The following is a 23,166-nucleotide window of genomic DNA, read 5'->3' as shown; positions in this document are numbered from 1 at the left end:
TTGTGAAATGATAAAAAACGCCAGCACTAAGGCTGGCGTTAAATTTATTTATCAGCCTGGCAGGTCACCAGGTTTACCTACCGAGGGTTTATCTACCCCATCGTTAGTGATTTCACCTTCGCGGGCAGGTTTGCCGCCGCTTGGTTTGTCACCACCAGATGGCGTACGATCATCCCAGTCGGCCGGTGGGCGTACATCTGTACGGTTCATTAGGTCATCAATTTGTTTGGCATCGATGGTTTCGTACTTCATTAGCGCATCTTTCATAGTATGCAGAATATCCACATTATCTTCCAGAATCTGCTTCGCACGGTCGTAGTTGCTATCAATGATGGCTTTAATTTCGGCATCTATGGCGCGTGCCGTGTCATCAGACATACTTGATGCCTTAGACATGGATTTACCCAAAAATACTTCACCTTCATCTTCGGCATACAACATCGGGCCCATTTTGCTCGATAAGCCCCACTGCGTCACCATCTTACGTGCAATTTCAGTAGCCCGTTCGATATCGTTCGACGCACCTGTAGTCACTTTATCGTCACCATAAATGACTTGCTCAGCTATACGGCCGCCAAACAAACTGGATATCATACTTTCCAGATGCTGCTTGGAATGACTTACCCGATCTTTCTCGGGCAGATACATAGTCACACCTAATGCACGGCCACGGGGAATGATTGATACCTTGTACACAGGATCATGTTCAGGTACCAGGCGTCCCACAATTGCATGACCAGCTTCGTGATAGGCCGTCATGGCTTTTTCATCTTCCGACATAACCATTGACTTGCGCTCAGCGCCCATCATGATTTTGTCTTTTGCCTTGTCAAACTCTTCCATGCCCACCAAACGCTTGTTAGAGCGGGCGGCAAACAGCGCAGCTTCGTTCACCAGGTTAGCCAGATCGGCCCCGGAAAATCCAGGCGTACCACGGGCAATAACACTGGGTTCGACATCATCAGCCACCGGCACTTTACGCACGTGTACTTTTAAAATTTGCTCACGGCCACGAATATCGGGTAATCCCACTACTACCTGACGGTCAAAACGACCGGGGCGTAGCAAGGCTGGATCCAACACATCTGGACGGTTGGTTGCAGCAATCACGATAATCCCTTCATGTCCTTCAAAGCCATCCATTTCAACTAGCATCTGGTTCAGCGTCTGCTCACGTTCATCGTGACCACCACCCAAACCAGCACCACGTTGACGACCTACTGCATCAATCTCGTCAATAAAGATAATGCATGGCGCGGCCTTTTTCGCCTGTTCAAACATATCGCGAACCCGGGATGCACCCACACCCACGAACATTTCAACAAAATCAGAACCCGAAATAGTGAAAAACGGTACTTTTGCTTCACCCGCTATGGCTTTCGCCAACAACGTTTTACCGGTTCCAGGCGGGCCTACCATCAGTACGCCTTTAGGAATTTTTCCGCCCAGTTTCTGAAACTTCGAGGGGTCGCGCAAAAAGTCTACCAGCTCAGAAACATCTTCTTTCGCTTCATCACAGCCAGCAACATCGGCAAACGTCGTCTTAATCTGGTCTTCACCTAACAAACGCGCTTTGCTTTTACCAAATGACATTGCCCCACGGCCACCGCCACCTTGCATTTGACGCATGAAGAAAATCCATACACCAATAAGCAGAAGCATTGGGAACCACGAAATAAAAATTGACGTTAATATAGAAGGTTTCTCAGGCGGTTCGCCATAGATGCGAACATCTTTGGCAGCAAGGTCAGACACCAGCTTATCGTCAAAATAAGGAATATAAGTGACAAATGTTTCACCAGAACGCTTGGTTCCGCGAATCTCCCGCGATTCACTGTCAATGCGAACCTCACGGATATTGCCCTGATTAGCTTCTTTCAAGAAGGTTGTGTAATCGGTCTGTGCTCGTGTCGACTCACCAGGCGAAAAGCTCTGGAAGACAGACATAAGAACTACTGCAATTACCAACCATAAAATTAAATTCTTTGCCATATCGCTCAATGCTACTAACCTCTAAAAAAACCGGAAAAACCCGTTGGAACCGACAACAATAGCATAGCAAGGTATACGCTATCTGCCACCAGAACCGGTTGAACCGGACGAAATCGTTCCTTTCTTCGCTCTGTGTAAGCCTACTACACTTTATAGTTGCAAGCCACCAGATACACTTCCCGCGAACGTGCCCGCGATGAATCGGGCTTTCGGGTTTTAATCGTTGAGAAAGACTGTCTCAACGCATGTAAAAACGGATCAAAGCCTTCACCCTGGAAAACTTTTATTACAAAATTCCCACCAGGTTTGAGCACTTGATGGCACATATCCAGCGCCAATTCACACAAATACATGGACTGGGCCTGATCTACCGCGTTATTGCCCGACATATTAGGTGCCATATCAGACAATATAATATCTACGTTGTTCCCGCCTATTCTGTTCAACAATGCGTTAAGAACGGCTTCCTCGCGAAAATCGCCTTGCAGAAAATCTACTCCGGCGATGGGGTCCATAGGCAGGATATCACAGGCAATAACCTGCCCGTTATCGCCTACCAGCTCACGTACCCGATGGGACCAGCTGCCGGGGGCAGCGCCCAGGTCTACCACTGTCATACCTGGTTTTATGAGGTTCTCTTTTTGCTGAATTTCATCCAGCTTGAAAACGGCGCGCGAACGCAGCCCCTGCTTCTGTGCTTTTTGCACATAATGATCATTAAAATGCTCGGTTAACCAGCGCTTACTACTGGCTGAGTGTTTCTTTTTCGTCATTACGCAACTTTGTCATTGGGATTGAGGTCAAGATGGCGTTAGAATACGTGTTTTCAAGATATAAACGCTAATTAATTAAAGAAATTTGAGCAATGAAACTTTCTAATAAACAAAAGCAGTTCCTCAAGGGCTTGGCCCATTCATTAAAGCCGGTTGTCCAACTGGGCGGCAATGGTTTAACCGAAGGCGTGGTCGCCGAAATTGATAATGCACTTAATCATCATGAATTGATTAAAGTAAAAGTGCCCACCGATGACCGTGAAGAAAAAGCGCTAATCAATGATGCTATCGTGCGTGAAACCGAAGCTGTGAAAGTGCAGGTCATCGGCCACGTACTGGTATTATACCGGCCTACCGAAGAGCGTAAAATACAATTGCCAAAATAGGCTTACCATAACAGGTTAAAAAACTGTTACCCCATGGTTATCTAATTATTAAATGCGTATTATCAATCTTTTAATACAGCAACAATAAGCAGGATAACTATGGATTTAACATCAATTACCGCCGTGGTCACCGGTGGTTGTTCTGGCCTGGGTTATGCCACTGCTCGTGCATTACGGGAAGCAGGCGCCAATGTTGCCTTGTTTGACCTTAACGCAGCAGCGGGTGAAAGCCGTACTGTAGAGCTGGGGGCTGACAATACGCTCTATTGTCAGGTAGATGTATGTGACGAACAACAGGTTGCTCAGGCAATTGAGCAAGTGAAAAGCCGTTTTGGCCACATTCGCCTTTGTGTTAATTGTGCAGGCATCGCGCCAGCATCCCGCATTTTAAACCGCGATAACCAACCCGCTCCCCTGGCCGGCTTTCAGCAAGCCATAGACATCAACCTGGTAGGTAGTTTCAACGTCGCCCGATTAGTTGCGCAAGCTATGGCCGAACAAGCCACCACGGATGCCGATGGCGAACGCGGGCTAATAGTTAATACCGCCTCCGTAGCCGGTTACGATGGACAAATAGGCCAGTGTGCTTACGCCGCCAGCAAAGGCGGAATTATTGCCATGACGCTGCCCATGGCACGGGATCTGGCTGCCCTGGGGATCAGGGTAAATACCATAGCACCGGGGATTATGGCGACGCCAATGTTGCTGGCTATGCCAGAGCACGTACAAGATGCCCTGGCCGGGAATGTCCCCTACCCTAAACGTCTGGGCTTACCTGAAGAATTTGCTGCTTTAGTGTTGCATATGGCGGGTAACCGGTATCTTAACGGCGAAACAATTCGGTTAGACGGCGCGCTGCGCATGCCGCCCAAATAAGTCTTTCGCGCTATGTGTGTCAATCAATAAACGGGGATGTAACTAAGCATATAACCAGGCCAGAAACATACCTAAATACGGCCCAGTGCGCTGTTAAATTGTGAGGGCTCGCTGGAGCCCTATTGCAGAAGATCTGCCGTTGGCCGTGCGACTTACGTTAACCAGCCTTTTCATGCAGCACCGTGCGATAGGCTATTCTTCGCCCCCGTTGACAATAAGCGCAATATTGTACAGTCGGTTCACAGCATGATAGTTAATTGAATTCTTCGGATAGCGTCCTTTGCTGTTTAGCACTCCAGCGTCTTGTTGCATTAGCAGCGTGATCGCGTCATCCACGGTTTTAACAGTATAAATATGAAATTGTCCGCGCTTTACGGCATCGATGACACCGCTATCAAGCACCAGATTGACCGTATTTGAGTGAGGAATAATTACACCTTGCTCACCAGTGAGACCACGATGCTGGCATAAATCGAAAAACCCTTCGATTTTTTCGTTCACCCCGCCTACGGCCTGGACCTCGCCGTACTGATTAATTGAGCCGGTGATGGCCAGACTTTGCAATGCGGGGATACCTGTAAGCGCGGAAATCAGGGCCACCAGCTCTCCCAGTGAAGCACTATCGCCGTCAATGTGGCCATAACTTTGTTCCAGAGCGATATTCGCCGATAGGGTCAACGGAAAGTGCTGGGCGTATTTATTGCCCAGGTAGCCAGTCAGTAACATTACCCCTTTTGAGTGAATCGGTTGGCCCAATTCTACTTCACGTTCAATATCCACCACCCCATTGGCTCCAGCATAAACTGTCGAGGTAATACGGGCAGGGGTACCAAACGCCGTATCGCCCACTTCCAATACCGTCAGCCCGTTTACCTGCCCCACTGCCGTACCCTGGGTTTCAATTAGCACATGGCCTTCTTTGATATCATCCAATAGCGTTTGGCTAACCCGTCCAGTACGTCGTTTTTTCGCCTGTAATGCGGTTTCGATATGGGTATTATGCAAGGTGGTTTGCTGGCTCTTCATACAAAAATAAGCCGCTTCGCTTACCAGCTCCAGGATTTCGGCAATATGCGCAGAGAGTTTTTCCCGATGCTCTGCCATACGCAAAGAATATTGCACCAACCGCGCCATCGCCCCGCTACTAATCTCGGTCAGACCGATAGCGTGAGCGTGTTGTCTGACTTTCCCTATAAAATCAAACAGAGCCTGGCGAACCATGGGTATTTCAGGGTCAAAATCAACTAATACCCTGAACAGCTCATCAAATTCGTCGTCATAATCCTGCAGCGTATAATACAAGTCACGGGAGCCTAACAAAATTACCTTGATATTAAGGTCCATAGGCTGCGGATTCAGCGTAATCGCATTGACCATGCCGATATCCTGCTGGGGTAAATCCATTTTTAACGTACCAGATTTAATGGCCAGCTTCAGCGTATCCCACACATAGGGTTGTTCAATTAACTGGTCGACGTCCAGCATAAGATAGCCGCCATTTGCCCGGTGTAAGGCGCCAGGGCGAATCATCCGGTAATTGGTAAATACACTACCGTGCACGTTAGTGTACTCAATCCGCCCAAACAAGTTTTGATAGGTTGGGTTCGGCTCATAAATAATAGGCGCACCGGCATCAATTTTATGCGACACCAGCACATTTGGCAGATAAAGCTCTTCCAGATAATCCCGGCGGTCCAGCTCGTCTGGCTTATCCTCTTTAGCTTCTTCCACCAGCAAGGCAACAATGGTATCGGTTAAATGCGTACGCAATTGACGCAGGTATTTCAAAATACCCAGATTGTTGGCATAGGTGTGTTCAAGGCTCTTCAGTAGCGGGCGAATCCCGTTTTCCGCAGTATCCCGGTTTAGCTGGCGTAGTTTGTCTGAATTCTGCCGTTGCCATACCGGCAAGCTGATCAGGCTTTCGGTTAAGCGATTTTCCAGATCGTCAACCAAATCATAGTAATATTGGCGGGCGGTATCATCCAGCGTAGCAAATTCGCTGTCGGTAATCGCCTTACCATCGCGCATGGGCGAGAAGGAAATATTGCCGTTTTTCTCTACCATTGCGACATCATTTGCACTGGCGTAGCGCTCGACACTGTCGATAGCTTTGTCATACAGAAGATCATATTCGCGCGCGATAGCCGACTTTTTACGCTGATAACCCGGGTTATCAAACGCGGCCGGGAAGGTAGCTAATAAGTCGTCAATAAGGGTCTGCATACTACGCAGAAAGCGTCTGGCTTCGGCTGCCCCCAGCCGCAATAGCATGGGTTCACGGTCATCTTCCAGGTTAGCGATATAACACCAGTCATCCGGTGACGGCAGACGGGCCGCTTCGCGTTCCAAATAGTCGCGTACCAGTGTAAACCGCCCGGTAGCAGGTTCACCCATAACGTACAGGTTATAACCTTTCGCTTTTATTGCCAGGCCGAAAGTGAGCGCTTCACGGGCACGTTCCTGACCAATAAAGGTTGCGTTAAGGCAAGCGTCGTCCTTTAACGCCTGGGCTATCAGCCGGCGATTAAGACGCGGAGCCAATTGCTCGGCATCGAGGGCTGATGGGGTTACTGCACTTGTCATAGTTTCGAGTGTTGTCTGCTTTTGGCTAAGTGAAACGTGAAAACCCGGCGGTGTCAATTGACCTTCACGTTGTGTCGCTATAAAAACCGTAATAATCTTAGGTTTGCGTCCAACAAGGAACATTATTGTGAAATTCACTTATTTTCGTTTATCCCACGCCCTGTTATGGGTGTGCTGCTGTTTGCCGTGGTATGGCGCACAGGCCAAGGTAGTGGCGCAAACAGACAGCGGTTTTATCGTGGTGCAACAACAAACTGTTGCGGCACCGCCAGAGTTGGTGTGGTACAGCCTGACGAACAATATCGATACGTGGTGGCCTAAAGACCACAGTTGGTGGCTGGGTACTATGCGCCTGGAGCCTCGTGCGGGGGGTGTTTTTGCGAACAAGCAGGCAAAAAATCTGCTGAGCATATGCGGGTTAGCTATGTTGAGCCCCCCTTCTTATTGAGGATGACCGGGGGCCTGGGACCACTACAGGGCCTCGGGCTGAATGGCGCCCTTGAGTGGCAAATTGATGAGGTGGAAAAGGGTAGCCGTTTAACGCTGACTTATCGGGTACACGGCTTTCATCCAGAGGGGTTTGCCAGGCTGGCCAGCGCGGTAGATAAAGTGCAGGCCGACCAACTCGCCCGGTTAGCTGATTTTGCCAGCCAACACGAATACTGAGCAAAAATACATCATCCAGCCAGAAAATAACGCTGAGCTATTGTGAGGGCCGTAGCCGCTGGGGTATTCTATGCGGCTAATTATATTTACACTCATATTCAACCGCGGAAGCCTTATTTTCATGGCCGAACAACAGTATAACCCTAAAGAAATAGAACAACAGGTTCAGCAATACTGGGCTGAAAACCAGTCTTTCAAAGCGACGGAAAATCCTGACCAGGAAAAATTCTACTGCTTGTCTATGTTCCCCTACCCTAGCGGCCGTCTGCATATGGGCCATGTACGTAATTATACTATTGGCGATGTAATCAGCCGTTTTCAGCGTATGCAAGGCAAAAACGTAATGCAGCCCATGGGCTGGGATGCGTTCGGTTTACCAGCAGAAAACGCAGCAATCAACAATAAAACGGCCCCGGCTAAGTGGACCTACGCCAATATTGAGTATATGAAAGACCAGTTACGTTCGCTGGGCTTTGGTTATGACTGGGATCGTGAAGTAGCGACCTGTAAAGCCGATTATTATCGCTGGGAACAGTGGTTTTTCACCCGCTTGTACGAAAAAGGGCTGGTTTATAAGAAAAACTCCACCGTTAACTGGGATCCGATAGATCAAACCGTGCTGGCAAATGAGCAGGTTATCGACGGCCGTGGCTGGCGTTCAGGAGCATTGGTTGAGCAAAAAGAAATTCCCCAGTGGTTTATCAAAATCACCGACTATGCGGAAGAACTTTTAGCTGACCTGGAAAAACTTGAAGAATGGCCGGACCAAGTGCGGGCAATGCAAGCCAACTGGATTGGACGCTCTGAAGGGGTCGACATTACCTTCGACCTACAGCAAAGCGCTGGTGACGTAAACCAGTTATCGGTGTATACCACCCGTCCAGATACCTTTTACGGCGTAACTTATGTTGCGGTGGCAGCCCAGCACCCACTAGCCGAATATGCGGCGCGCAATAATCCGCAATTGGCGGCCTTTATTGAAGAGTGTAAAAACACTAAAGTCGCTGAAGCAGAATTAGCGACCATGGAAAAGAAAGGCTGCGACACCGGCTTGTTTGCGGTGCATCCGTTAACCGGTGAGTCGGTACCTGTATGGGTCGCTAATTTTGTATTGATGGATTACGGGTCGGGCGCGGTCATGGCTGTGCCTGGTCACGATCAGCGCGACTGGGAATTTGCCACCCGCTATCAGCTTCCTATTAAGCAAGTTGTGGCACCAGCGGACGATCAGGCGCCGCCGTGTGATTTGAGTCAGGCAGCATATACCGAAAAAGGTGTATTAATAAATTCGGCACAGTTCGATGGTTTAGCCTTTGCTGATGCATTTGACCAGATTGCGGCGAAACTTGAAGCCGACGGCCATGGCACTAAAAAGGTTAACTATCGCCTGCGGGATTGGGGCGTAAGTCGCCAGCGCTATTGGGGTGCACCGATTCCTATGCTTAATCTGGAGAATGGCGAATCTGTTCCTGTCCCGGCTGACGAGTTACCGGTAGTATTGCCTGAAGATGTCGAAATGGACGGTACCACCTCACCCATCAAAGCCGATCCGCAGTGGGCTAAAACCACCTATAACGGCCAACCGGCCGTGCGCGAAACCGATACCTTTGACACCTTTATGGAATCATCCTGGTACTACGCCCGTTATAGTTGCGCGCAAAATCAGGATGCTATGCTGGACCCTGCACAAGCCAATTACTGGTTGCCGGTAGATCAGTACGTCGGTGGTATAGAACACGCTATTTTACATCTGCTGTACTCCCGCTTTTTCCACAAACTATTACGCGATGAAGGTTTAGTCGACTCGGATGAGCCGTTTAAACGCCTGCTATGTCAGGGCATGGTGTTGGCTGATTCTTATTATAGCGAAGATCAAAAAGGGAAAAAAACCTGGCATGCACCGGCCGATGTGACTACCGAAAAAGATGACAAAGGCCGTATTGTTAAGGCCTGGCTGACCTCTTCTGGCGAACCGGTACAGCACGGTGGCATGACCAAAATGTCGAAGTCAAAAAATAACGGTATCGACCCCCAGCAGGTGATTGATCAGTATGGCGCGGATACTGTCCGGCTGTTCACGATGTTCGCTGCGCCACCAGAACAAACTCTGGAATGGGTTGATTCTGGAGTGGAAGGGGCCAATCGATTTCTACGTCGGGTTTGGAAGCTAGTCCATGATCATTTACAAAGTGGAACTGTGCCAGCCTTAGAAGTGGCCTCGTTGAACAAAGAACAAAAAGCGCTGCGCCGCGAAGTACATCGGGCCATTGAAAAGGTCAGTGATGATTTAGGCCGGCGCCAAACCTTTAATACCGCGATAGCCGCCGTAATGGAACTATTGAACCATCTACAAAAAGCTCCCCAGGAAACAGCGGCAGATCAGGCCATTATGCGAGAAGCGGTTGAGTCGGTTTTACTGTTACTTAACCCTATCACACCGCATATTTGTCATGAGCTTTGGGCGGCACTTGGCCATACCTCAGATATTGAGCAAGCGCCCTGGCCGGTGGCCGATGCAGAAGCATTAGTTGAAGACGAGAAACTGATTGTGGTTCAGGTTAATGGTAAAGTGCGAGCCAAACTTACTGTTAGCGCTTCAGCCACTAAAGAAGATGTGGAGCAGGCGGCAAAAAGCCAGCCTAACGTACAGCAGTTTATTGAAGATAAAACCATTCGCAAGGTGATTGTTGTGCCCGGCAAACTGGTTAACATTGTGGCGAACTGATGAACTATTTTCGAGCCTTCTTTGTGCTTGCCATGGGCGTATTGCTGACCGGGTGTGGGTTTCAGTTGCGCGGTTCACAAACGCTACCTGAAGAGATTGAACAGGTAGCGGTGACCGCCGTAAAACCCCATGCGCTGCTTGAACGCGAGCTTAATGCTCGCTTACAGGTGTATCAGATACCCCATGTGAACATTGATAATATAGAAAATGGCGATAATACGGCGGTTATTCAGTTATTACCCGAAACCATTGAACGACGTTTATTGTCGGTATTTTCCACCGGCCAGGTCGCTGAATACGAACTTATTTACGGGGTAACCTATCTGGTCACGTTTCCTGGCAGGCCCCCCATCAAGACGTATTTTGAAATTCTACGCGACTACCAGGACGACCCTGACGAAGTGTTGGCTAAATCTCGTGAGCTTGATTTAGTGGTCAGCGAAATGCGCCAGGAGGCGGCGGATCGAATTATTCGACGCCTTTCGCGCCAGGCAAGTGGGCTATAGAACAGCATGCAGGTATATCCCAATCGGTTTGAGGCAGAATTACAACGGGGTTTAACGTCGTGCTATCTGCTGTTTGGCGATGAACCACAGCAAAAATTTACGCTGCTTAATGCTGTTCGTCACCAAGCTCGCCAGGCCGGATTTGAAGAGCGCACGGTTTTGGTTGCTGACAAAGACTTTAGTTGGAATCAATTGCTTGAAGCGACTCAGGCATTATCGTTATTTTCCACTACCCAGTTGATAGAACTGGAACTTCCTACCGGCAAACCGGGTACAGAAGGCAGCAAAATGTTGCAGCAGGTAGCCGGTAATCTGACAAAGGACACTATTTTAGTGGTGCACGGCCCCAAAGTTGGCAAGGATGTGCAAAATAGCAAATGGTTTAAAGTACTCGACGAGATTGGGGTGCATTCTATTTGTTATCCGCTGGAAGGCAAACCGCTACATAGTTGGATAAGCCAAACCATGCAGCAATTTGGTTTACAGGCCGACCCACCCTCAATTGCCCTTATCGCAGATTATTGTGAGGGCAACATGATGGCAGCACATCAGGAAATTGAAAAACTTGCTTTGGTGTATGCCGGGCAACAGCTGACGCTGGAGCATGTGGAAAAAATTATTGTTGATCAATCCCGCTTCAATGTTTTTCAGTTGGTTGATGTGATGCTTAACGGTGAACAGCAACGCTGTGTTAAAATGCTTTATCGACTGGAAAGTGAAGGTATCGAACCCAATATAGTAATATGGGCGTTGGTGCGTGAATGGCAGCTGTTGTGGAAGTTGAAGAACCAATTAGATCAGGGACAAACCATTGCTTGGCAACGTCATGGTATATGGCGTAACCGCCAGGTTTGCTACCAGAGTGCCCTGGCGCGCTTAACGAAACCGGCATTGGCCGAAATTCGCCAGCAATTACGCGACGCCGATGTCGCATTTAAGCAAAATCAGGTGGTACGGCCCTATGTTAAATTATGTCATCTTTGCATGTTGTTTATGGGCATGCCGCTGACATTACCGCTAGGCGCGGGTATAGCCTGATGGCCCAACCCATTTGTGTATTTGGGGGCACGTTCAATCCCCCCCATCTTGGGCATGTACGGGCCTGTTTGGAGGCGGCCGATGAAATTGGCGTTAACCAGGTAGGCTTAATGCCGAGTAAACTGCCCCCGCATAAAGGCACGGCTGGGGTTGATGAACATGATCGGGTCGCCATGGTTAAATTAGCCTGTGCGCATTCTGACCGGTTATTTGCTGAACTGATCGAATTAACATTACCCGCGCCGTCGTACTCCGTTAAAACACTTGGCGAGCTGCGACAGCGTCACCCCACCACCCCGTTGGTGTTTATGATGGGCCAGGATTCGTGGGACAATTTACCGTCCTGGCACGAGTGGGAATCGATACATCAATTAGCGCATCTTGTAGTACTGCGGCGACACGGCGAGTTTCAGCCTGCTAAACCGGATAGTCGGTTGACAGCATTGGCCGAAACGGCTGGTACTACAAATGTTAGGCATTTACATCAACAACCCGCGGGCTGCATATATTTTGCTAACACGCAATTGCAACCGGTATCATCCACCACATTGCGCAACGCGCTGGCGGGTAATGATGAAAATAAACACGAATTTCAGTTAACTGACTGGTTATCTGATTCCGTATTACACTATATTAAAGAGAAACGACTTTATGTCTGACACAATTACCCTTAAAGGAGACCCTTTGGAGAGTACTGAACTGAAAAATTTTGTTGTTGATAAAATTGACGACATGAAAGGCCGCGACATCATAGAACTGGATGTGCAAGGTAAATCCAGCATCACCGACCTGCTGATTATTTGCTCGGGTAACTCTAAGCGCCACGTGATGTCTATTGCCGATAATCTGGTAGTTGAAGCCAAACAGGCCGGCCATATACCGCTTAGTGTAGAAGGTAAAGATACCGGCGAGTGGGTGTTGGTAGACCTGGGCGATATTATTGTCCATGTAATGCAGGATGAAACCCGAGACTTCTATCAGCTGGAAAAACTCTGGGCTTAATGTGCCTGTGTGGCAGTGGCTACTCGCACTAATTTTAGTTGGTGCGGGCCACGTTGTGTCAAAAACTCAAACAGGTATCTAAGCTGTGCGTATACAGATAGTCGCGGTCGGTACAAAAATGCCCGCCTGGGTAGAAACCGGTACGAATGAATTTATTCGTCGGTTTCCGGCTGACATGCCGGTTAATTTTGTGGAGATTGCCGCACAAAAGCGTGGTAAAAATGCTGATATAAAGCGTATTTTACACAAAGAAGGTCAGGCCATGCTGGCCGCGGTTCCTGCTAACCATAAAGTGGTTACACTGGAAGTAAATGGCCGCTCATGGGATACGCCAGCCCTGGCTAGCCAGTTGGATAGCTGGAAGATGGACGGCCGCGATGTCAGTTTACTTATCGGCGGGCCGGAAGGTCTTGCGCCCGCCTGTATTAGTGCGTCTGAACAACGCTGGTCCTTATCTGCACTTACCCTGCCCCATCCCCTGGTACGCATTATTGTGGCCGAGAGCCTGTATCGGGCCTGGTCGGTAACGCAAAATCACCCGTATCATCGGGAATGATAGGGTTATGGTAAGAAAACGCCAACAAATTCGCGACCACAGCGCTGAAGCGAATCTTTTCGCTCGCCGCACGGCTATTGCATTACTTATCGTTATTGGCATGCTGGCAGTGGTGATCAGTAACCTGTATGTGTTGCAGGTGAAGCAGTTTGAAGACTATCAAACCCGCTCCAATGGTAACCGCATTAAAGTTGTACCTATTGCCCCTAACCGCGGATTAATTTACGACAGAAACGGTATTTTACTGGCAGAAAACCGGCCAGTGTTCAGCTTAGAAGTGGTGCCTGAGCAAATTGAAGATCTGGATGCCACCCTGGCTGAGCTTACTGACCTGATGAGCCTGACCCAAGAAGAACTGGATGATTTTGCTCAGCATCTTAAAGGTCAGCGGCGTTTTAAACCGGTGGCCCTGCGCACCCAGCTCAATGAAGAAGATGTAGCGCGGTTTTCAGCCCATCAGCATCGCTTTCCAGGGGTATCAATCGAAGCCCGCCTTTCGCGCTACTACCCTTATGGGGATACCCTTACCCATATTCTTGGCTACGTAGCCAAAATCAATAAAAACGATTTACAAAAAATTGTTGAAGCTGGTCAGGAAGCCAACTACGCGGCCACCCACGACATTGGTAAATTGGGTATTGAAAAGTTTCACGAAGATGTCCTGCATGGCGAGGTAGGCTATCAGCAGGTTGAGGTGAACAGCCAGGGCCGGATTATCCGCACGTTAAATATTGATCCCCCCACGCCGGGGCGGGACATTGTTCTGAATGTTGATTTGCAGCTGCAGATGGCAGTACAAAAAACCCTTGCAGGTCAACGCGGCACTATTGTGGTGTCAGATCCTCGGACTGGCGGGATGCTGGCGATGTATTCCAGCCCCAGTTACGACCCCAATTTATTTGTACATGGTATCAGCCGGGCAAACTATAACGAGTTACTCAACTCACCAGACCGGCCACTGATAAACCGCGCAACACAAGGGCAATATCCCCCCGCCTCCACTATTAAACCGCACCTGGCGTTGGTAGGATTAGATACCAACACAATTACTACCCGCCATACCATCAACGATACCGGCCGTTTTCGGCTACCCAATGTTTCGCATGTCTGGCGCGACTGGCGAAAATGGGGGCATGGAAAAGTGGATGTCAGCAAAGCGATAGAAGTGTCTTGTGATACCTATTACTACGATCTTGCCTATAAACTGGGTATCGACAAAATAAGTGAAGCCATGACTGAATTCGGCTTTGGTGACTATACCGGAATCGATTTGTATGAAGAGTCAGATGGCAATATGCCCAGCCGCGGCTGGAAACGTGCCCGGTTTAATCAACCCTGGTATATAGGCGACACCATTCCGGTAGGGATAGGCCAAAGTTTCTGGACCGCCACGCCCGTGCAGTTAAATCAGTCGGTAAATACCCTTATTAATCGCGGAGAGCGCTACGTTCCGCAGATTATGCGCGGTTATATGCACGACAACGGGCAGGTGCAGCTTGAACCGCTTAAAACTCTGCGTCCTTACCAGGTGAAAGAAACCAAAAACTGGGACGTTGTGCTAAATGCAATGTGGAAGGTGGTGAATGGTGAAGAAGGGACAGCCCGCCATGCTTTTAAAGACGTAGGCTATGTGTCGGCTGGTAAAACCGGTACTGCGCAGCTATTCGCCATTGGCCAGAACGAGTCTTATAAAGCCGACGAAGTCGCAGAGCACTTACGAGATAATGCGATGTACGTGGGCTTTGCGCCGTTCGACGAGCCACAGATATCGGTTACCGTAGTAATCGAAAATGCGGGGGGCGGTAGCTCTAACGCAGCGCCAGTGGCCCGTGAGGTAATGGATTTTTATTTTGATAATATTGCCTCCGACTTCTTGCCAGGTATGACCGGAGCAGTGCAATGAAGCAAAGAAAAACCACCTTCAAAAACAACCAGACTACATTGCTTGAACGGTTTCACATTGATGCCATTTTGCTGATGGGCTTAGTTACCCTGATGGGGGTTGGCTTAGTGACGCTCTACTCGGCGTCCGGGCAGGATATTGGGCAGATGGAACGTCAACTGGCCCGACTTGGCGTAGGCCTGGGCGTGATGCTGGTAATGGCACAAATTCCTCCCCTGGCATTTCGACGATTGTCGACCTATGCCTATATTGCTGGCTTACTGATGCTCGTCGCCGTTTTATTGTTTGGGGATATGGGAAAAGGCGCGCAGCGCTGGCTGGACTTAAAGTTTATCCGCTTCCAACCTTCCGAGGTGATGAAATTAGCGGTACCGATGATGGTAGCCTGGTATATCAGTAAATTTACCCTGCCGCCCCGTACTTTGCATATTGTGAGTAGTTTCATACTGGTGGTAATACCTACCGTATTGATCGCCAAACAGCCAGATTTAGGCACTTCTTTGCTTATTGCCAGCTCTGGGATATTTGCTATCTTTCTGGCTGGGGTCAGTTGGCGGCTGATTACTATTGTGGCGGGTTTGTGTGGTGCCTTTTTACCGGTTATGTGGTTTTTCCTGATGAAGGAATACCAGAAACAGCGGGTACTGACATTTCTAAACCCGGAGAGCGATCCTCTGGGTTCCGGGTATCATATTATCCAATCAAAAATTGCCATTGGTTCTGGCGGACTGGAAGGTAAAGGTTGGTTGCAAGGCACCCAATCCCAACTCGAATTTTTGCCAGAACGACATACCGACTTTATCTTTGCCGTATTCAGCGAAGAATTTGGTTTGTTGGGCGTACTAGGCTTACTGGCGATTTACGTGTTTATCATCTGCCGCGGCCTTATTATTGCCAACCGCGCACAGGATGCCTATAGCAAACTGTTGGCAGGCAGTATTACATTGACATTTTTTGTCTATGTATTTGTTAACATGGGCATGGTCTCGGGTCTGTTACCCGTGGTGGGCGTACCATTACCCCTGGTTAGTTTTGGTGGAACATCTATGGTGACATTAATGGCCGGTTTTGGCATTCTGATGGGCATAGGAACTCAAAAGCGCTTCTTATCACGATGATAGCATTAGCATTTCGATTACTCAGTATGGCTTTTTGCGTGCTGCTGTTAGCCGCCTGTCAGACCCCTGCGGGTCGCTATGCCCAGCATAAAGATTCAGCCCCCACGTTTGTGTACGAAACACCGGACCTGACCGATGCCGTTCCCCGTTATGAGCCGTACCGAAGCTTTAACAGCCGGGCATATGAAGTACTGGGCAAACGCTATTACCCTATGCAAACCGGTAAAGGATTTGTACAGCAAGGTTATGCTTCGTGGTACGGCCAGAAATTTCATGGCCATCTGACCTCAAACGGCGAAACCTATAATATGTTTGCCATGACGGCGGCCCACAAAACCCTGCCCTTACCCAGTTTTGTGCGCGTCACCAATCTGGACAATAACAAAACCGCGATTGTGCGCGTCAATGACCGGGGACCGTTTCACTCTGATCGCATCATAGATTTGTCTTATGCCGCAGCGCAAAAGCTCGGTTATCAGCAACATGGCACCGCCAGGGTAAAACTGGAGGTTATCCATTTTGATGAAGACAATAATGTAACAGTAGGAACTCAACCCACTGTCCCGTACGCTCAATACGCGGGGCTTACCGATAGCTTCACTACATCTGACGACACCGGCGGCACCGTGTCTGCCAGCGTACCCCAGCAAGCGAACGGGACTCAAGCGAACAGGACTCAAGCGAACAGGACTATGCCAAGCGCACCCACGGATATGGCCGGTACCCCCGCATTAGCATCTGCTTCGGGCTCTTCACCAGCTACCCGCGCTGAAGAAATATTTATCCAGGTTGCGGCGGTCAGCGACCTTGAACGCGCGCGCTCAGTATCTACGGTATTATCCGCGCTATATCAGGTTCCTGCGCATATTCCTCTGATCAACAACATTTATAAACTCCGCTTAGGCCCGCTAGCAGATCGTTTTCAGGCTAAAATGTTACTCGATGAGCTTAAGAACAATGGTTATCCGAATGCCTATACGGTGGAAGCCAGCCTGTGAATGTGCGTTAAAAAAGGCGAACTTATGGCACTCATCGGTGCTTTTTGTGCCGCCGCCGCGGAATTCTCGTGTTCTGGCTGAAAACGGGTAAACTTTTTTGCACAAACCTAGTCCTACCCTGGGCCTTACGTTACACTTTGTCACCTAGCCCAGTTAGCAACAACAAACGGTAAACAAGATCTATCATGTATAATAATATAAAATGCGCTAAGCCTTCCGCCAGTGTGCCTTTCATGGCACTGGTTACACTACTGTTATCTATTTTTTGCCTGTCAGCCAGTGCTGCAGTGGTTACCCCTCCGGCGCCAGATGTTAATGGCGAAGGTTTCGTCCTGATGGACTATGAAACGGGCCACGTTATCGCGTCTAAAAACGCCGAAATGCAACTGCCTCCGGCCAGCCTGACTAAAATGATGACGACCTACGTTATCGGTAAAGAGCTGGAAGCAGGTAACATCAGCCTTGAAGATGAAGTGACTATTTCAGAAAATGCCTGGGCGAAGAAATTTCCTGACTCTTCAAAAATGTTTATTGAAGTGGGTACCCAGGTTAAAGTCGCTGACTTATTGCGCGGCATTATTATACAATCAGGCAATGATGCGTGTGTGGCTATGGCTGAGCATGTAGCCGGCTCTGAAGATGCATTTGCCAGTATGATGAACGCTCATGCCCAGTCGTTGGGTATGACCACCTCGCATTTTGTTAATAGCCACGGTCTGCACGACCCGGATCATTATGTTACCCCTAAAGACATGGCTATATTGTCCCGTGCCCTGGTAGCAGAAACCCCGTCTATCTATGCGATATACAGCGAAAAAGAATATAGCTACAACGGAATTAAACAGTACAACCGCAACAGCCTGCTGTGGGATAAGAGTCTGAACGTAGATGGTATTAAAACCGGCCATACTTCTGATGCTGGCTATAGTTTGATTACCTCAGCGGCCCAAGGCGATATGCGGTTGATTGCGGTAGTTATGGGCACTGATAGCGAGCGCTCGCGTAAAGTTGAGAACAAAAAATTACTGCGTTACGGCTTTCGTTTTTACGAAACAGTAACCCCTTACAAAGCAGGTGAAAGCTTTGTCGCTCATCGTATATACATGGGCGATCGCGACACCGTTGACTTAGGTATTAATCAGGCAACGCCTATTACTATCCCGCGCGGTCAGGCGGAGAACCTGCAGGCTAACTTCGAGTTGGATAAAAAACTTGAAGCGCCACTTGCCAAAGGTGAAGTCGTAGGTACCTTGTATATCCAACTTGAAGGTAAAGATGTGGCGCAATACCCTCTGGTTACGTTACAAGAAGTCAACGAAGGTAGCATGTTCGACCGTATCTGGGATTGGGCTATGTTGCAGATTGGCTGGGAAGAGTAACCGCATAAAACGTAACAAAACCTAGTTCTAAGGCGGCCAGATTTGTTACAATCTGGCCGTTTTTATTTGCAGTGAAGGATATCGCATGGATACCCGTTTTGATGAATTACTGGATTTTCCCACCTTTCAAACATTTAAAGTGATGGGTGTAGCAGATGATGATCTGTCTAATCAAGTGGTTGCCTGCTTGCAGCAACACGCTCCTGGAGACTATTCGCCGACCGTAAAACCCAGCAGTAAAGGCAATTATCATTCTGTGTCAGTGAGTGTTAAGGTGACAAGCAAAGAGCACATGGAAACCATTTATACCGAGCTGGCAAAAATTGAATTAGTTCGGGTTGTATTATAAGTGGCAACCGATAACCCGGCGTTAGTGATTCGCCAATTAGGCCGTCAGGCTTATCTGCCTGTATGGCATAAAATGCAACAGTTTACCGATACCCGGGATGTTCATTGCGCCGATGAAATCTGGTTAGTGGAACACGATGCCGTATTCACCCAGGGCCAGGCAGGTAAAGCTGAACACATTTTGATGGCGGGTGATATACCGGTAGTCAATGTAGACAGAGGCGGCCAGGTTACCTACCATGGTCCTGGCCAACAGGTTATTTATTTGCTGCTGGACATAAAACGGCGCAAACTGGGTGTACGCCACCTGGTTACAGCGATGGAAAATGCTGTGGTCGCGTTGTTGGCAGAATATTCTATAACCGCCTATGCCAAAAAAGATGCACCGGGCGTTTATGTCGATGAACAAAAGGTCTGTTCATTAGGATTACGAATTCGCCGGGGGTGTTCGTTTCACGGGTTGGCGTTAAATGTTGCCATGGACCTGTCACCGTTTGACAGAATTAATCCCTGTGGCTACGCCGGTATGCAAATGATAGATACTCAGCGCCTGGGCGGCCCCGCTTCTATGGCAGAAGCCGGCCCTGCCCTGGTAGCCAAATTACTGAATGAGTTAACTATTCAGGACACATTGTATAAAGAAGGTTTTGATGAGTAACGCACGTCCCAAAGCCGGAGTGAAGCTCCGTGACGATGAAAAAGTCAAACATATTCCGGTAACGATTATTCCTACCGACAAAGAAGAAATGTTGCGCAAGCCTGAGTGGATAAAAATCAAGCTACCGCGTACCACGGATCGTATCGACCATATCAAACAGACGCTACGCAAAAACAACCTGCATTCAGTGTGCGAAGAAGCCAGCTGCCCGAATTTAGCTGAATGCTTCAACCATGGTACGGCCACCTTTATGATTTTAGGTGATATTTGTACCCGCCGCTGTCCGTTTTGTGATGTGGCCCACGGTAAACCTTTACCGCCAAGCGCTGAAGAGCCTGAAAAACTAGGCCGCACTATTGCTGAGATGGACCTTAAGTATGTGGTTATTACCTCGGTGGACCGTGATGATTTGCGCGACGGAGGAGCACAACACTTTGTAGATTGTATAAATGCTATCCGCGAACATAGCCCCTCAACCACCATCGAGGTTCTGGTACCCGATTTTCGTGGCCGGATGGATCGGGCATTAGAAATCTTTAAGCAAGGTGTGCCGGATGTGTTTAACCATAATCTGGAGACTATTCCACGGCTATACCGTGAGTGCCGTCCCGGCGCAAACTACCAGTGGTCACTGGATTTGCTGAAAAAGTTTAAAGCGCAGCACCCTCATGTACCGACTAAGTCAGGCCTGATGATGGGTATGGGTGAAGAAAACCATGAAATAGAAGGCGTATTACGCGACCTACGGGCGCATGATGTAGATATGCTTACATTAGGCCAGTATTTACAGCCAAGTCGCCACCATTTCCCGGTGAAACGCTATGTTCATCCTACTGATTTCGATGCGCTGGGCGACTATGCACGTGAAATTGGCTTCAAGCAGGCTGCCTCGGGTCCTATGGTGCGTTCAAGCTACCATGCTGACCAGCAGGCTGCCGGTAAGCAAGTGAAATAAATCACGGGTGGTTGCGACCTACAAAAAAACCGGCTGGATAGCCGGTTTTTTTATAACTTGTGGTGTAATAACCAATGCGAGCAATGCGATAAGCCCGCAACTGTTAGCTTAACTGAAGTTTATCCATCAGCAACACCGCTTGCGTACGCGTGTTAATTTCAAGCTTACGCAATATAGCGCTAATGTGCGCCTTTATTGTTGCTTCGGTCACATTCATTTCGTGGGCAATTTGCTTATTCATCAACCCTGCCCGTAAAAATGACAATACCTGAATTTGCTTAGGGGTCAGTTCTCTGAAGCGCTGCAACAGTTGTGCGAGTTCTTCATTTACTGCTTCCAGCTCGGCCTGCATGGCTTCGGGTACCCAGGTGTGCCCTTCGGTAATGCGAATAATTGCCTGAGCGATATCTTTGGTGGGCGCCGATTTGGGTATAAAACCCTGCGCACCAAGACTCATCACCTGCGCCACTACTTCTATGCCTTCACTGGCGGATACCACAGCCACCGGAATATCCGGATAAGCTTCGCGAACCGTTATCAGTCCGTTAAAATACTCACCGCCGGGCATGGTTAAATCCAGTAACACCAAGCTGACATTGCGCTGCTCATCAAGCACCGCCATCATAGAGTCAAGCGACTCAGCCTCCAGTATTTCAGTATCTTTGAAATAGGGAGCGAGTGCACCTCGCAGAGCCTCTCGGAACAATGGATGATCGTCGGCAACCAGAATCTGCGTCATTATATTTCATACCTAAATTAGAATGGCGTTAGTTATACTTTAGACTAATCAGGGAATGTGAAAAAGAAAATTCATTGATAAACTTGCAAATTTTCTTCATCAGTAATTGGAAAATACTGCCAGAAAGGTAAAATTGCGGTCTATCCCTGTTAGCAAAGGCTTGCCACTGTGCACAAACAAGACACTATCTTCGCCTCTCCTATGAAATCCGTAGAAGATTTTACATTCGACGAAGCTGTCGCTGATGTATTTCCGGATATGATCAAACGATCAGTTCCCGGCTACCAGACTATTGTACACACCATTGGCGAACTTGCCAGCCGATATGTTAAAAGAGATACCCGCGTTTATGATTTGGGCTGTTCCCTGGGCGCTGCAAGTTTATCGGTGGCCCGGGCTACTGCCCAGACGCCCTGCTCAATTATCGCCATAGACAGCTCGGCCGCGATGGTAGAACGGTGTAACCGCACTATTCGGGCGTTCGCGTTGCCCAATCCCATCGAGGTTGAACAGAAGCTGGCGCAGGATGCGGATATCGATAATGCATCGATGGTGGTAATGAACTTTACCCTGCAATTTATCACCCCGCAGGACCGGTTGGCGCTGCTTAAGAGTATTTATGCTGGCCTTAATCCCGGCGGTATCATGGTACTTTCAGAAAAAGTCAGCCATCCCACCATGCAGGGCAATGAGTTGCTGATAGACCTGCATCATCAGTTCAAGCGTGACAACGGCTATAGCGAACTGGAAGTATCGCAAAAGCGCGCAGCCCTGGAAAAGGTCATGCTTACTGACTCATTTGAGGTGCACCAGGCCCGTTTACTGGAAGCCGGCTTTAGCGACGTAGTGAAGTGGTATCAGTGCTACAACTTTATGTCGCTGGTTGCTATTAAAGGAGACGATAATGAATAAGCTAGCTTTGCAATGGTTTGACGAGGCGTATCAGTGTTTGGTCACACAGGGCCTGTCGCACTGGCTGCAAACTCTGCCCGCACAGTTAGCGGCCTGGGATAAACAAGGACAGCATGGTGAATTTGATAAATGGTGCCGGTTAATCGAGAAACTACCTGATTTACCCGCCCAGGATGTCTGTATTAAAGACGGCGTGCGTATAGGCGAAGCGACGAACATTAGTGAGCATCAGCACAAACAAATAGAAGGGTTGTTGCGCCAGTTTATGCCGTGGCGCAAAGGGCCGTTTGATATTTACGGAATGCACCTTGACACTGAATGGCGCTCAGACTGGAAATGGGATCGGGTGGTGGAACATATCAGTAGTTTGAAGGATAGAAAAGTACTGGATGTAGGCTGCGGCAGCGGCTATCACTTATGGCGAATGCTGGGCGAGGACGCCCGTTGTGTGATAGGCATTGACCCCACCGAACTGTTTTTGATTCAGTTTCAGGCAATAAAACACTTTATCGGGCCGCGCCCGGTGCACTATTTACCGCTGGGTATTGAACAAATGCAGCCGTTACAGGCGTTTGATACAGTATTTTCTATGGGTGTGTTGTATCACCGTAAAGATCCAATGCAATTTTTGGAGCAACTTAAATTGCAATTGCGTCGCGGGGGCGAACTCGTCCTTGAAACCCTGGTAGTAGAGGGAGACACATCAACGGTATTCATGCCGACCGACCGTTATGCGCAAATGCGCAATGTGTGGTTTTTACCTAGTGTGGCGGCACTGACCTTATGGTTGGAACGGGTCGGTTTTAAAAATGTAAGATTGGCCGATGTGTCAGTCACCAGTACCCAGGAACAGCGCGCAACACCATGGATGCAAGGACAGAGTTTAGCCGACTTTCTGGACCCGGAAGATCCAACAAAAACCATTGAAGGCTATGCTGCACCACAACGGGCGGTGCTCATTGCTACCCGTAAATAGCTTGACCTGAGCGGGGAGTTGGCACAATAGTTGTTACTTGTCTTTCACCGATAATGTGCGAAATCGCACCAGGA

At 48.8% G+C, this 23,166-nt stretch carries 23 protein-coding genes; 19 read left to right on the top strand and 4 right to left on the bottom strand.

Going from position 1 to position 23,166, the window contains the following annotated elements; genetic code table 11:
• Positions 1-51 precede the first annotated feature (51 nt).
• Both ftsH and rlmE read right to left on the bottom strand, forming a co-directional pair.
• A complete protein-coding gene (gene ftsH / locus D0Y50_RS08665) occupies positions 52-2,001 on the bottom strand; it encodes an ATP-dependent zinc metalloprotease FtsH (RefSeq protein ID WP_108566974.1) in 1,950 nt (649 codons plus the stop codon).
• Between the two features lie 134 nt (positions 2,002-2,135).
• Positions 2,136-2,765, bottom strand: coding sequence for a 23S rRNA (uridine(2552)-2'-O)-methyltransferase RlmE (gene rlmE, locus D0Y50_RS08660; RefSeq protein WP_108566973.1), 630 nt, complete (start codon positions 2,763-2,765; stop codon positions 2,136-2,138).
• 92 nt (positions 2,766-2,857) lie between these two features.
• Between rlmE and yhbY the strand changes: the two genes are divergently transcribed.
• Together yhbY and D0Y50_RS08650 are read left to right on the top strand one after the other, a co-directional pair.
• Entirely contained in the window at positions 2,858-3,151 is a 294-nt protein-coding gene (gene yhbY, locus D0Y50_RS08655) for a ribosome assembly RNA-binding protein YhbY (protein ID WP_108566972.1), read from the top strand.
• A 99-nt stretch (positions 3,152-3,250) separates the two neighbouring features.
• The gene (locus D0Y50_RS08650; RefSeq protein WP_108566971.1) at positions 3,251-4,027 is read left to right on the top strand and encodes an SDR family NAD(P)-dependent oxidoreductase; all 777 of its coding nucleotides are present in this window, start codon (positions 3,251-3,253) and stop codon (positions 4,025-4,027) included.
• Positions 4,028-4,219: 192 nt separating this feature from the next.
• On the opposite strand, the gene D0Y50_RS08645 is transcribed toward D0Y50_RS08650, so the two are convergent.
• A complete protein-coding gene (locus tag D0Y50_RS08645; RefSeq protein ID WP_108566970.1) occupies positions 4,220-6,613 on the bottom strand; it encodes an ATP-binding protein in 2,394 nt (797 codons plus the stop codon).
• Between the two features lie 127 nt (positions 6,614-6,740).
• Here D0Y50_RS08645 and D0Y50_RS08640 point away from each other — a divergent pair, with 127 nt between their 5' ends.
• From D0Y50_RS08640 to lipA, 15 genes are all read left to right on the top strand, one after another.
• Positions 6,741-7,061, top strand: coding sequence for an SRPBCC family protein (locus D0Y50_RS08640; RefSeq protein ID WP_117316487.1), 321 nt, complete (start codon positions 6,741-6,743; stop codon positions 7,059-7,061).
• Positions 7,062-7,063: 2 nt separating this feature from the next.
• The gene (locus tag D0Y50_RS08635; RefSeq protein ID WP_117316484.1) at positions 7,064-7,279 is read left to right on the top strand and encodes a hypothetical protein; all 216 of its coding nucleotides are present in this window, start codon (positions 7,064-7,066) and stop codon (positions 7,277-7,279) included.
• A gap of 121 nt (positions 7,280-7,400) precedes the next feature.
• Positions 7,401-10,004 carry a leucine--tRNA ligase gene (leuS, locus tag D0Y50_RS08630; protein WP_117318690.1) on the top strand — a complete coding sequence of 868 codons (2,604 nt, stop codon included), beginning with the start codon at positions 7,401-7,403 and terminating at the stop codon, positions 10,002-10,004.
• Positions 10,004-10,510 carry an LPS-assembly lipoprotein LptE gene (locus tag D0Y50_RS08625; RefSeq protein ID WP_108566968.1) on the top strand — a complete coding sequence of 169 codons (507 nt, stop codon included), beginning with the start codon at positions 10,004-10,006 and terminating at the stop codon, positions 10,508-10,510. Before leuS ends, D0Y50_RS08625 begins: the two co-directional genes overlap by 1 nt.
• A gap of 6 nt (positions 10,511-10,516) precedes the next feature.
• The gene (gene holA / locus D0Y50_RS08620) at positions 10,517-11,548 is read left to right on the top strand and encodes a DNA polymerase III subunit delta (protein ID WP_117316482.1); all 1,032 of its coding nucleotides are present in this window, start codon (positions 10,517-10,519) and stop codon (positions 11,546-11,548) included.
• Positions 11,548-12,207, top strand: a complete 660-nt coding sequence (nadD, locus tag D0Y50_RS08615; RefSeq protein ID WP_117316480.1) for a nicotinate (nicotinamide) nucleotide adenylyltransferase — start codon at positions 11,548-11,550, stop codon at positions 12,205-12,207. The genes holA and nadD overlap by 1 nt, the downstream gene beginning before the upstream one ends.
• 25 nt (positions 12,208-12,232) lie before the next feature.
• Positions 12,233-12,550 carry a ribosome silencing factor gene (gene rsfS / locus D0Y50_RS08610; RefSeq protein WP_108567064.1) on the top strand — a complete coding sequence of 106 codons (318 nt, stop codon included), beginning with the start codon at positions 12,233-12,235 and terminating at the stop codon, positions 12,548-12,550.
• Positions 12,551-12,635: 85 nt separating this feature from the next.
• Entirely contained in the window at positions 12,636-13,106 is a 471-nt protein-coding gene (gene rlmH, locus D0Y50_RS08605; RefSeq protein ID WP_108566965.1) for a 23S rRNA (pseudouridine(1915)-N(3))-methyltransferase RlmH, read from the top strand.
• A 7-nt stretch (positions 13,107-13,113) separates the two neighbouring features.
• Complete coding sequence (gene mrdA / locus D0Y50_RS08600; protein ID WP_117316477.1) at positions 13,114-15,009, top strand: penicillin-binding protein 2; 1,896 nt, start codon at positions 13,114-13,116, stop codon at positions 15,007-15,009.
• The gene (rodA, locus tag D0Y50_RS08595) at positions 15,006-16,127 is read left to right on the top strand and encodes a rod shape-determining protein RodA (protein ID WP_108566963.1); all 1,122 of its coding nucleotides are present in this window, start codon (positions 15,006-15,008) and stop codon (positions 16,125-16,127) included. Before mrdA ends, rodA begins: the two co-directional genes overlap by 4 nt.
• Complete coding sequence (locus D0Y50_RS08590) at positions 16,124-17,125, top strand: septal ring lytic transglycosylase RlpA family protein (RefSeq protein ID WP_117316475.1); 1,002 nt, start codon at positions 16,124-16,126, stop codon at positions 17,123-17,125. The genes rodA and D0Y50_RS08590 overlap by 4 nt, the downstream gene beginning before the upstream one ends.
• A gap of 233 nt (positions 17,126-17,358) precedes the next feature.
• Positions 17,359-18,504, top strand: a complete 1,146-nt coding sequence (locus tag D0Y50_RS08585) for a serine hydrolase (RefSeq protein WP_408640696.1) — start codon at positions 17,359-17,361, stop codon at positions 18,502-18,504.
• Positions 18,505-18,589: 85 nt separating this feature from the next.
• The gene (gene ybeD, locus D0Y50_RS08580; RefSeq protein ID WP_117316473.1) at positions 18,590-18,853 is read left to right on the top strand and encodes a DUF493 family protein YbeD; all 264 of its coding nucleotides are present in this window, start codon (positions 18,590-18,592) and stop codon (positions 18,851-18,853) included.
• A gap of 72 nt (positions 18,854-18,925) precedes the next feature.
• Complete coding sequence (lipB, locus tag D0Y50_RS08575) at positions 18,926-19,510, top strand: lipoyl(octanoyl) transferase LipB (RefSeq protein ID WP_232366513.1); 585 nt, start codon at positions 18,926-18,928, stop codon at positions 19,508-19,510.
• A complete protein-coding gene (lipA, locus tag D0Y50_RS08570) occupies positions 19,503-20,465 on the top strand; it encodes a lipoyl synthase (RefSeq protein ID WP_117316471.1) in 963 nt (320 codons plus the stop codon). Before lipB ends, lipA begins: the two co-directional genes overlap by 8 nt.
• A gap of 103 nt (positions 20,466-20,568) precedes the next feature.
• Here the strand turns inward: lipA and D0Y50_RS08565 are convergent, their stop codons facing one another.
• Positions 20,569-21,204 (bottom strand): response regulator transcription factor, encoded by a 636-nt coding sequence (locus tag D0Y50_RS08565; protein ID WP_108566957.1) that lies wholly within the window; start codon positions 21,202-21,204, stop codon positions 20,569-20,571.
• Positions 21,205-21,372: 168 nt separating this feature from the next.
• Between D0Y50_RS08565 and cmoA the strand changes: the two genes are divergently transcribed.
• On the top strand, positions 21,373-22,116 hold the full coding sequence (gene cmoA, locus D0Y50_RS08560; protein WP_117316469.1) for a carboxy-S-adenosyl-L-methionine synthase CmoA: 744 nt from the start codon (positions 21,373-21,375) through the stop codon (positions 22,114-22,116).
• Positions 22,109-23,092: a tRNA 5-methoxyuridine(34)/uridine 5-oxyacetic acid(34) synthase CmoB gene (gene cmoB, locus D0Y50_RS08555; protein WP_108566955.1), complete on the top strand. Its 984-nt coding sequence runs from the start codon at positions 22,109-22,111 to the stop codon at positions 23,090-23,092. Before cmoA ends, cmoB begins: the two co-directional genes overlap by 8 nt.
• The last annotated feature ends 74 nt before the right edge of the window (positions 23,093-23,166 follow it).

The sequence above is a fragment of the Salinimonas sediminis genome, assembly GCF_003429285.1.
In the GTDB taxonomy this organism is placed as follows: domain Bacteria; phylum Pseudomonadota; class Gammaproteobacteria; order Enterobacterales; family Alteromonadaceae; genus Alteromonas; species Alteromonas indica.
The sequence above is the reverse complement of the archived record's forward strand: the minus strand, read 5'-3'. Positions and strand labels throughout refer to the sequence as shown.

Bases quoted from the DNA above. Each gene is read 5' to 3' on its own strand.
- rlmE (WP_108566973.1), bottom strand. From the start codon at position 2,765: ATGACGAAAAAGAAACACTCAGCCAGTAGTAAGCGCTGGTTAACCGAG.
- yhbY (WP_108566972.1), top strand. From the start codon at position 2,858: ATGAAACTTTCTAATAAACAAAAGCAGTTCCTCAAGGGCTTGGCCCAT.
- D0Y50_RS08650 (WP_108566971.1), top strand. From the start codon at position 3,251: ATGGATTTAACATCAATTACCGCCGTGGTCACCGGTGGTTGTTCTGGC.
- D0Y50_RS08645 (WP_108566970.1), bottom strand. From the start codon at position 6,613: ATGACAAGTGCAGTAACCCCATCAGCCCTCGATGCCGAGCAATTGGCT.
- D0Y50_RS08635 (WP_117316484.1), top strand. From the start codon at position 7,064: ATGACCGGGGGCCTGGGACCACTACAGGGCCTCGGGCTGAATGGCGCC.
- leuS (WP_117318690.1), top strand. From the start codon at position 7,401: ATGGCCGAACAACAGTATAACCCTAAAGAAATAGAACAACAGGTTCAG.
- D0Y50_RS08625 (WP_108566968.1), top strand. From the start codon at position 10,004: ATGAACTATTTTCGAGCCTTCTTTGTGCTTGCCATGGGCGTATTGCTG.
- holA (WP_117316482.1), top strand. From the start codon at position 10,517: ATGCAGGTATATCCCAATCGGTTTGAGGCAGAATTACAACGGGGTTTA.
- nadD (WP_117316480.1), top strand. From the start codon at position 11,548: ATGGCCCAACCCATTTGTGTATTTGGGGGCACGTTCAATCCCCCCCAT.
- mrdA (WP_117316477.1), top strand. From the start codon at position 13,114: ATGGTAAGAAAACGCCAACAAATTCGCGACCACAGCGCTGAAGCGAAT.
- rodA (WP_108566963.1), top strand. From the start codon at position 15,006: ATGAAGCAAAGAAAAACCACCTTCAAAAACAACCAGACTACATTGCTT.
- D0Y50_RS08590 (WP_117316475.1), top strand. From the start codon at position 16,124: ATGATAGCATTAGCATTTCGATTACTCAGTATGGCTTTTTGCGTGCTG.
- D0Y50_RS08585 (WP_408640696.1), top strand. From the start codon at position 17,359: ATGGCACTGGTTACACTACTGTTATCTATTTTTTGCCTGTCAGCCAGT.
- ybeD (WP_117316473.1), top strand. From the start codon at position 18,590: ATGGATACCCGTTTTGATGAATTACTGGATTTTCCCACCTTTCAAACA.
- lipB (WP_232366513.1), top strand. From the start codon at position 18,926: ATGCAACAGTTTACCGATACCCGGGATGTTCATTGCGCCGATGAAATC.
- lipA (WP_117316471.1), top strand. From the start codon at position 19,503: ATGAGTAACGCACGTCCCAAAGCCGGAGTGAAGCTCCGTGACGATGAA.
- D0Y50_RS08565 (WP_108566957.1), bottom strand. From the start codon at position 21,204: ATGACGCAGATTCTGGTTGCCGACGATCATCCATTGTTCCGAGAGGCT.
- cmoB (WP_108566955.1), top strand. From the start codon at position 22,109: ATGAATAAGCTAGCTTTGCAATGGTTTGACGAGGCGTATCAGTGTTTG.